General features: G+C 74.4%; 7 protein-coding genes. 4 read left to right on the plus strand and 3 right to left on the minus strand.

Features of this window, described 5'->3' with window-relative positions; genetic code table 11:
- Positions 1-284 precede the first annotated feature (284 nt).
- On the minus strand, positions 285-578 hold the full coding sequence (locus RWM17_RS12395) for a DUF1653 domain-containing protein (RefSeq protein WP_314104099.1): 294 nt from the start codon (positions 576-578) through the stop codon (positions 285-287).
- A 56-nt stretch (positions 579-634) separates the two neighbouring features.
- Here RWM17_RS12395 and RWM17_RS12400 point away from each other — a divergent pair, with 56 nt between their 5' ends.
- The gene (locus RWM17_RS12400; RefSeq protein WP_314104101.1) at positions 635-1,306 is read left to right on the plus strand and encodes a CG0192-related protein; all 672 of its coding nucleotides are present in this window, start codon (positions 635-637) and stop codon (positions 1,304-1,306) included.
- 186 nt (positions 1,307-1,492) lie between these two features.
- Here RWM17_RS12400 and hxlA read toward each other — a convergent pair whose 3' ends face one another.
- Both hxlA and hxlB read right to left on the minus strand, forming a co-directional pair.
- Positions 1,493-2,116: a 3-hexulose-6-phosphate synthase gene (gene hxlA, locus RWM17_RS12405; RefSeq protein ID WP_314104103.1), complete on the minus strand. Its 624-nt coding sequence runs from the start codon at positions 2,114-2,116 to the stop codon at positions 1,493-1,495.
- Between the two features lie 49 nt (positions 2,117-2,165).
- Complete coding sequence (gene hxlB / locus RWM17_RS12410) at positions 2,166-2,774, minus strand: 6-phospho-3-hexuloisomerase (RefSeq protein ID WP_314104104.1); 609 nt, start codon at positions 2,772-2,774, stop codon at positions 2,166-2,168.
- A gap of 111 nt (positions 2,775-2,885) precedes the next feature.
- Here hxlB and RWM17_RS12415 point away from each other — a divergent pair, with 111 nt between their 5' ends.
- The 3 genes from RWM17_RS12415 to RWM17_RS12425 all read left to right on the plus strand — a co-directional run.
- The gene (locus RWM17_RS12415; protein WP_314104107.1) at positions 2,886-3,719 is read left to right on the plus strand and encodes a LuxR C-terminal-related transcriptional regulator; all 834 of its coding nucleotides are present in this window, start codon (positions 2,886-2,888) and stop codon (positions 3,717-3,719) included.
- A gap of 199 nt (positions 3,720-3,918) precedes the next feature.
- Positions 3,919-4,464, plus strand: coding sequence for a sigma-70 family RNA polymerase sigma factor (locus RWM17_RS12420; RefSeq protein WP_314104110.1), 546 nt, complete (start codon positions 3,919-3,921; stop codon positions 4,462-4,464).
- The coding region (locus tag RWM17_RS12425; RefSeq protein WP_314104113.1) for a hypothetical protein at positions 4,454-4,656 on the plus strand (203 nt) is incomplete at its 3' end. The genes RWM17_RS12420 and RWM17_RS12425, both read left to right, overlap by 11 nt.

Here is a 4,656-nt window from a genome sequence, read left to right on the forward strand (position 1 = left end):
GCGCCAGAGCGCGCGCGGGAGGGCAGGGGCGTCGGGACGGGGCACGGGTGACTCCAGGAGCTCGCCCGGTCAGCCGGGCGCGAGGCGCCTCGTGCGCGGGTTCAGTCGCGGGCAGCGCCGCCGCGGGTCGGGACGCGGCAGTCCTCATTGTGGAGGACCCCCTGGAGGCAGGCAACGAGTCGAGGTCCCCCACTTCGGGGACCGGCAGGACCCCGTTCCGGGGGACGCCGCCCGTCCGCACCCCGGCCGTCACAGGAGAGCACGAGCGGCCCCGGCCGCGGCGGCTAGGGCTCGGTGCGCGGCTCCGGCTGCGACGGCTGCGGCTCCTCGCGGACGAACCGCGGCCCGTCCCAGCCGTCACGCGTCACGTGCTCGACGAACTGCGCCACAGGACGCACCCAGAGCGAGCGGTCGCCGTAGAGCGTGCGGTAGAAGACCAGCGCCTCCTCGGTGTCGACGTGCCGCCCCGTGCCGATCACCTCGTAGCGGCCGCCCTTGAAGTGGCGGTAGGTGCCGGGCGCAGGAGGCGCGGGCTCGGCGGGGCGGTCAGGGCCGGCGGCGGAGGGGGTCGCGGTCACCGCACCAGGCTAGGCCCGCGCTGGCCGGCGTCGGTCGTGCCCCCTACGATCGCGGCATGGCACTCCTCCACCAGGCCGAACTCGTCCCGTCGAAGCTCGAGGCCCTCGCGGCCTGGGCGCCGAGCCAGCCGTGGTTCGAGGGCGACCCCGGGCCCCTCGAGAAGGTCGCGGCGTTCCGCCTCGACGACCCGGCCGGCGAGGTCGGCGTCGAGGTGCTGCTCGTCCGCGCCGGCGACGGCCCCGTGCTGCAGGTGCCGCTGACCTACCGGGGCGCCCCGCTCGAGGGCGCCGACGACCTGCTGGTCGGCACGATGCAGCACTCGGTGCTCGGCGAGCGCTGGGTCTACGACGGCTGCGGCGACCCCGTCTTCGTCGCGGCGACGATCGCGGCCGCGCTGACGGGCGACGGCCAGGCCGACGAGGTGCTGCTGAAGGCCGACGGCGAACGGGTGCCCCGCGATGCGACGATGGTCGTGGTCGGCAGCGGCACGCCCGACGCCGTCGTCCCCTCGACCTCGGTGCGGGGCACGCGCCCGGTCGACGGCGCGACCGTCGTCGACGCGGGATCGTGCACGCTCGTGGTCGCGCGCACCCCCGACGGCGGCGGCTCGCCCGCCTCCCTCGCCGAGGCCGCAGGAGGCGTGCACGACGACACGACGCAGGTCCTGTCCGCGACGTGGCCGGGCCACGAGGCCCCGACGACGCTCGCCGTCGTGCTGGTGCACTAGCCCACCCTCCTCACCCAGGAAGATCGCTCCTGCGTCGCGCACAGGGGGGACCAGGAGACCTGGATCGTGCACGGATCAGGATGCGTCACGACGCCCTTCCTGAATCGAGTCACGTGCACGGACACGCGCAGGAGGCGCGGTGCAGGACTTGCCTGCACCGCGCCTCCTCGGAGTACTCGCGGCGCGCTACTTGATCGCGGCGCGGATCTCGCGCGCGGCGCCCGCGACGTCGTCGGCGCCGTAGATCGCGGCACCCGCGACGGCGACCTGGGCGCCGGCGTCCTGCACCGAGCCGACCGTGGCGGCCTTGACGCCGCCGGCGACCGAGAACGGCACGCCGCTGGCCTTGCCGGCCTCGAGCAGCGCCTCGAACGTGAAGCCGTCCTCGGCCTGCTCGTCGAGGCCCGCGTGCATCTCGACGAACTCGGCGCCGAGGGCGACGACCTCCTTGGCGCGGGCGGCCTTGTCGTGCACTCCGATCAGGTCGACGACGATGCCCTTGCCGTGCTCCTTCGCGGCCTTGACCGCACCCGCGATGGTGCTGTCGCCCGCGACGCCGAGCACGGTGACGAGGTCGGCACCGGCCTTGAAGGCCTCGCCGGCCTCGAGCTCGCCCGCGTCCATCGTCTTGAGGTCGGCGAACACGACCTTGTCGGGGTGCGCCTCCTTGATCGCGGTGATGGCGCGGAAGCCCTCCGCCTTGATCAGCGGCGTGCCGAGCTCGATGATGTCGACGCTGGGTGCGGCGGCGGCGGCGAGCTCGAGGGCGGCCTCGGTGGTCAGGGTGTCCATGGCGAACTGCAGCTTCATGTGGTGCTCCTTCTTTCGGGGTGGGACGTGTCGGACGAGCAGCAGACGGCTACTCGAGGTTGGCGTGGCGGGGCCACATGTCGTCGGCGCTCTGGCCGGAGCGCTGCCACAGGGCGTGGAACAGCGCGTCCCCGACGAGCACGACGACCTGCTCGAAGAGGCCGCCGGCGTACTGCGCCGAGGCGGAGCCCGAGCGGTCGAGCTTCTCGGCGGCGGGCACGAGCACGACGGCGGTCGCGACCCCGGCCAGCGGCGAGTCGGCGGCCGTGGTGATCGCGGCGACCCGGGCACCGGCGTCGACCGCGGACTCCGCCGCGCTGACGATGCCGCTCGTCGTCCCCGACCCGCTCGCGGTCAGCAGCACGTCGCCCTCGCCGATCGCGGGGGACGTCACCTCGCCGACCACGTGCACGGTCAGGCCGAGGTGCATCAGCCGCATCGCGGTCATCCGCAGCGCGAGGCCGGAGCGGCCCGCGCCGTGCACGAAGACGCGCCCGGCACCGGACACGAGGTCGGCCACGGCGTCGAGGCCGTCAGGGTCGGTCTCGACGACCGCGCGCACGGCACGGTCCACCTCGGACCGCACCAGCTCGAGCGCGTCGACGGGCGAGGAGGCGGGGGCCGAGGAGGCGGTGGAGGTGCTGTCTGCATCGGGCATGGTTCCCAGCCTGCTCCCGTGCACCTTCGGGTGCGCTGCCCGTCGGGGCGGGGCCACCTGCCCGAACGGGTAGGCAGGAGCGCGCGGGTAGGGGCCGGGTAGGGTGACGTCGTGCCCGACCTGCCCGTGCCTGACCTGCCCTCGGCCGCGAGCCGCGCCGTCGTCGCCCGGCACGCGCGCACCGTGTCGGAGTTGCTCGATCGGCACGCACTGACCCTGGAGTCGCTGCTCGCGACCCTCCGCTCGGCCCGCCTGGACGACCGCGCCGCCCGCACCGTCGCCATCGAGGTCGCCGCGGCGGCCGTGGTCGAGCTCCGCTCCGAGACGGACGAGCAGCGCTCCCTGCTGCTCGAGCCGGTCGTCGGGGCGTTCGCGCGCCTCCGGGACGACCTGCGTCCCCTGGTCCGCTTCGGCGAGCTCGACGTCCAGTTCGTCGAGCCGCCGGCGACCGGGCGTGCCCTGCCGGGCGAGGTCGCGCACGCCGCCCGCACGATCGTCCGCAGCACGGTGCTCGCCCTCGTCGACGACGGCCGCGCCCGCCGGGTGCGGATCCAGTGGGACTGCGACGGCCTCAACCTGCTCATGGCCGTCCGTGACGACGGAGCCGGGGAGCTGACCGCGCACGACGACTCGCTGCGCCCGGTCGCCGAGCGCGTCTCGGCCCTCGACGGGACGCTGTCAGTGTCGTCGACGCCCGGCTGGGGATCTGACCTGACGGTGAGCCTGCCGCTCGACCCGCCGCCCGAGCCGGGGTCGCTCGACGAGGCGGTGTCGCTCAGCCCCCGCGAGCGCGACGTGCTCCGGCTCGTCGCCTCCGGGGCCCGCAACCGCGCCGTCGCCGAGTCGCTCGGCATCAGCGAGAACACGGTGAAGTTCCACGTCTCGAACCTGCTCCGCAAGGCCGGGGCCGCGACGCGGGCAGAGCTCACGGCGCTCGCCCGCTAGCGACGCCCCTCCTGCTGTCCGCCGTCGCCGCGCCTCCTGCTGCCCACGCTCGAGGGCGGGTCGCCTCCGCCGAGGGCAGGTACCTGCCGACCCGCCCTCGACCCGGAAGACCCGCCCTCGGCGACACGTGCCGAGATTTCTCGACGATTCCTGTCAGACCTCGGCGATCTGCGACATTCCTGTAGTGAGGGGGGCAGACATGGACATGACGACGGAGAACGACTCCGACCTCGTCCGACGCACGTCGGGCGGGGACGAGCGGGCGTTGTCGGAGATCTTCGACCGCTGGGCGCCGACGCTGACGCGCTACGCGTGGGCGCTGGCCGACAGCAGGATGGACGTGGAGGAGATCGTGCAGGACACGCTCGTCACCCTCTGGCGCCGCTCCGCCGAGATCACGCTGCACGACGGCTCGCTGCTGCCCTGGCTGCTCGTCGCCTGCCGCAACCACGCGATGAACCTGAGGCGCAAGCGGCAGCGCACCGAGGCGGACGAGCTGCCCGCCGAGCTGGTCGCCCCCGCCGACGACGACGCAAGGGAGGCGCGCGAGCGGCTCCGCTGGGTCCGCGCCGAGATCGAGGCGCTCAGCCCCGTCGACCAGCAGATCTGCGAGCTGTGCCTGATCGAGGGACGCAGCTACGCCGAGGCCGCGAAGCTGCTCGGGCTGAGCGTCGGCGCACTGACACAACGGGTCTCCCGGACCCGGACACGACTGAGGAAGGCGGTGATCCGCGATGGACGTTGAGCCCCCCACCGGAGACGACCTGAACCGCATGCTCGTCTCGATGAAGCAGGACGTGCTGCGCCGCGCAGCCGCCGAGCCCCCGGCGCGACGACGCCCCTGGGCCCGCCGCCACCTCGGCCTGACCCTCGGCCTCGTCGCCCTGCTCGGCGTCGGGGGCGCAGGAGGCGCGCTCGCGCTGGTGCTGCCCTCGCC

This window comes from uncultured Frigoribacterium sp. (genome assembly GCF_963515265.1).
In the GTDB taxonomy this organism is placed as follows: Bacteria; Actinomycetota; Actinomycetes; order Actinomycetales; family Microbacteriaceae; genus Frigoribacterium.

Excerpts from the sequence above, each read along its gene's own strand:
- RWM17_RS12400 (WP_314104101.1), top strand. The coding sequence starts at position 635 with ATGGCACTCCTCCACCAGGCCGAACTCGTCCCGTCGAAGCTCGAGGCC.
- hxlA (WP_314104103.1), bottom strand. The coding sequence starts at position 2,116 with ATGAAGCTGCAGTTCGCCATGGACACCCTGACCACCGAGGCCGCCCTC.
- hxlB (WP_314104104.1), bottom strand. The coding sequence starts at position 2,774 with ATGCCCGATGCAGACAGCACCTCCACCGCCTCCTCGGCCCCCGCCTCC.
- RWM17_RS12420 (WP_314104110.1), top strand. The coding sequence starts at position 3,919 with ATGGACATGACGACGGAGAACGACTCCGACCTCGTCCGACGCACGTCG.